3 protein-coding genes and 2 pseudogenes are annotated in these 3765 nt (G+C 71.6%); all 5 read left to right on the top strand.

The window, feature by feature from the left end:
- Positions 1–336, top strand: a pseudogene (locus tag AC067Z_RS38610) (hypothetical protein); the annotation flags it as partial.
- A 553-nt stretch (positions 337–889) separates the two neighbouring features.
- Positions 890–1828, top strand: coding sequence for a conjugal transfer protein (locus AC067Z_RS38615; protein WP_478794316.1), 939 nt, complete (start codon positions 890–892; stop codon positions 1826–1828).
- Complete coding sequence (locus tag AC067Z_RS38620; protein ID WP_478794317.1) at positions 1825–2166, top strand: hypothetical protein; 342 nt, start codon at positions 1825–1827, stop codon at positions 2164–2166. Before AC067Z_RS38615 ends, AC067Z_RS38620 begins: the two co-directional genes overlap by 4 nt.
- The gene (locus tag AC067Z_RS38625) at positions 2163–2684 is read left to right on the top strand and encodes a hypothetical protein (RefSeq protein ID WP_478794318.1); all 522 of its coding nucleotides are present in this window, start codon (positions 2163–2165) and stop codon (positions 2682–2684) included. Before AC067Z_RS38620 ends, AC067Z_RS38625 begins: the two co-directional genes overlap by 4 nt.
- Positions 2684–3765: pseudogene (locus AC067Z_RS38630) on the top strand (ATP-binding protein); the annotation flags it as partial. The gene AC067Z_RS38625 and the pseudogene AC067Z_RS38630, both read left to right, overlap by 1 nt.

The raw sequence follows: 3765 nt of genomic DNA on the forward strand, positions 1-3765 counted from the left end.
GTCGAGCTCAAGCCCGAGGCATGGCGCAGCTACATCAACCACGGCTACGGGCCCAAGCCGGACAAGGTCGTGTGCGGTGTGGCGCACTTCTACCGCCGCACCATCCTCGAGTGGCCCGCCCAGCGCCCCGGCGAAGGTGCCGGCGGCGGACGCCCCAAGGGCAGCAAGGACTCCAAGCCCCGCGACCGGTCCCCCAAGGTCGCTGCACGCCGCGAACGCATCGCGCGGATGCTGCAGGACAACCCCCACACCACCGCCGCCCAGATCGCCGCAGCCGAAAACATCTCCGAGCGGCAGGCGTTCCGCATCCTGGGCGAGCTGAACGACGCCGGCTGACGACCGCTCACGGCAAGCACGCGCAGGCGAGCCCTGCACTGCGCAACGCACGCCCGGCCGTGCGCAGCTGGACCGCATGCTGCGCACTGCGCAGCTCCGCCAGCTGCGCACTCGTGGTGCGTTGCCCGATCCGATGCGCACACGGCGGTGCGTTGCCCGTGTGCGCAGCAGTGGTGCGTCACCTTTCCTGTGGTGCGTTCGAGGACCAGGGGTGTGATGCGTCCACCCGTCCTCGCCTTCGTCCGGCTGCGTCGGCAAGCGAGGTAGCGGGTGTGACCAGGCCTGGGGCGCGGCAGGGTCAACGCACCACGCACGCACCGGGAACGCACCAGCGATTTCGCGCTCGAACTGTGATGTTCGCGGGCTCTGGTGGTGCGCGAATCGGTGCGTGACGTGCGGCTCCATAGAGGCGATCCCGGTCGCCTCGCACTCCAGGAGCCCTCTCATGCCTCGTACCCCACGCGGTCCAGCCCCATCATCGGCGCCCCGCCCATCCCGCGCTCTCCACTCCCCCAGTGCCTCCCCCGAAACGCTGCGGACCGCGCGCCGCAGGGTGTCCGGCATCCGGATCGGGGTGTGGGCCGCGCTGGCGACCGGCCCCGTCGCGCTCGCCGTCGCCTGCCTGACGCCCCGCACCCTGATACCGCCTGCACAGCCGACAGCCGCAGGGGCGCCCGCGGTGCGCAGCACGGACCCGGCCGGGGTGGCAGAACTGTTCTGCGAACTGTGGCTGCGCAGCGACGCCAGCGCCCCGGACAGCCGCACTGCGCAGGCAGTACACACGCTCGCCCCCGATGTCGAACTGCCCCGCCCGGCCGATGCGCAGCGTGCGCAGCAGGTGCTGCGCACGGTCGCAGTGCGCAGTGCGCAGCTGGAAGGTGACCGATGGTCGGTCATCGTCGCCGCACAGCTCACCCCAGCCACCCCTGAGGGGCACAAGCCGCGGGAGAGTGAAGCGGAGACGCAGGTGCGGTACTTCGCCGTACCGGTCACCGTGACACCGGGCACGACCGGCGCCGGAGCTTTCACCGTGACCGGTGCCCCTGCTGAAGTCGCCGGACCATTGGCCGCCGCGGCGGAGGACTCCTCGTTCGAGCACGTCCTCCCGTCCGGCGGCCCGCTCGCGTCGTCGCTGGGCGCCTTCTTCAACGCCTATCTCGCCAGAGTCGGTGAGGTAGGCCGCTACCTGTCACCGGGAACCGAACTCGCCGCAGTGCACCGTTCGGGATACACCTCGGTGCGGGTCGACGAGGTAGCAGCCGAGTCCGACCTCGCCGACGGAGCCGTTCCCGCAGACGGGACGAAGGTGCGGGTGCAGGCCCGGGTGACGGCCGAGGGCCAGGCGGGTCGGTGGCCGCTGCTCTACACGCTCACGATGACCGCCCGTTCCTCGAGGTGGGAAGTCATCGCGCTGGAGGCCGGTGCACCATCAGCGAAACCGGCTGCCCCGTCCGCTCTCGATGACGCAACGCCGGGGGGTACATCGCGATGAACGGGAACGTGCTCCTGGCGGGCAAGGCCGCCGACCTGGGGGACTCGCTGCTGAACACGCTCGGAAACTGGAGCGACAAGGGCCTGCAGGTCGCGCTGATCGCGATCGTCGTCATCACCGTCGTCCGCAAGGCCAGCCTGAAGGCGGGAATCGGCGCGCTGATCGGCATGGTGCTGGCGCTCGGCATCTACGACTCGCGCACCACGCTCGCGAACCTCTTCGAGGACGAGGTCAAGAACCCGGCAGGCACCGCCGGTTCGGTCACGGTCATGGTCGATGGCGACGGCGACGGCGGTGCACGGCCGTCCGGGGACGCGGCATCCGGTGGTGCGTCGTGAGCGCCCCGGCCGCCACGCGATCGCAGGTCGCCCGCGTCTACACCGCTGCCCGCCGGCATCCGTGGGTGCTGGGCAAGCTCGGCGACTGGGTCATCTGGTTCGGCCCCTACACCCCGGCGCAGCTGGTCGTCATGGCGGGCGGCGCAGTGCTGCTCGTCAAGACGTTCAGCTGGTGGTCGTGGCTGGGCCCGATACCCGTCGTCCTGTGGGCTGTTTCGATCTGGGCGGTGCGCGGGGCGAAGATCGGCGGCCGCTCCCCGTTCACCGCGGCGCTCGGCTGGCTGACCGTCCTTGCGCAGCACCCGGCGGGCCGGATCGGCGGGCGCGCCGCTCGTGACCGGCGCCCCACCTCGCTGTCCGGCGCGTTCGTCATCGAGGACGCACCAAACGCTGGTGCTGCCGCAGCCGGCCGCGGTTCGGCGCCGTCCGTGCAGCCCCTGCCCTCGGCGCTGCCTGCCAGTGGTCTGGCGCAGCTGCTGGCCGGCGCCAACGGCGGCCGTGCGATGGGGAGGTCGTGATGCGGGTCCCGTTCCGGCACATCGCCGGGCATCTGGTGTGGTCGACGACGGGCAGCGTCTGGGCGATCTGGCGCGTGCAGCCGACCGGCGGCCGCTATGTTCCCACCCGGGTCCGTGACGAACTCCTCGGCCGTGTCACGGCGCTGGTGCGTTCCCTGACCGGGGCGCCGCGGTTGTTCGGTCTGGCCGCGAGGGTCGATCCGGGCGAGACCGCCGAGCGGATGGTCGACGGCGTCGACTGGCAGCGCCTGCCCGCGTGGGCGGAGACCACGGCCGCCGGACTGGACCTTCTCGCCGGACAGGAGATGCACCGCCGCACCCTGTGGCTTGCCGTGCCGCTGTCCTCCCCCCAGGGCACCCTCGCTCTCGCGGCAACTGGCACGGCACTGCGGGCCGAAGTGTGCGACGCGCTCGGACTGCCGCCCGTGCCCGTAGCCGCCGGTGAGGTCGCCGAATACACCGACCGGGCACGGCGCATGGAGGCGGCCATCGGCGGCGGCCTCACGCTGCGGCCCGCGTCCCCCGCGGAAATCGTGTGGATGGTCCAGCACGCCCTGCACCGCGGCCTGGAAGAACCGCTCCTCGCTGATGCGGAGGAATCGACGCTGTACGGCGGCCGGGTCAAGGACGGCGAACTGCAGTCCCCCTCGTACGCGGACCTCGGACAGGTCCGGCTCCTCGAAGGCGGCCGCCCCGCCACCCCCGACAACGACACTGGCGCCAAAGGGGTGGGGCGTCGCCGAAGGAACAAGAGCAGCGAAAAGCCGGTGGGGGCTTGGTGGCGCAGGGGCGGGGCGTCGCCGCTGCTGCGGCGCTGGCTGCAGGTGGAGTGCGAGGACGGCACCGGCTATCAGGCGCATCTCGCGCTGGCCGAGCTGCCCGCGGCCCGGACTGTGGAGTCTGCCGACCTGCTGGCGCAGCTCGAATCCCTGGACTTTCCCGTCGACTTCACCGTCGACATGCAGCTGCTGCCCGCCCAGCAGGCCAAGGAGCAGGTGCAGCGCAAGAAGAAGGACCTGCTCGACCAGGCCGAACAGTACGGCGCCCAGCCGACCGGCATGCCGCACTCACTGCCCGAAGC

It is taken from the genome of Streptomyces sp. NPDC043812, assembly GCF_056436245.1.

Coding starts and splice junctions, on each gene's coding strand:
- AC067Z_RS38620 (WP_478794317.1), top strand. CDS start 1,825: ATGAACGGGAACGTGCTCCTGGCGGGCAAGGCCGCCGACCTGGGGGAC.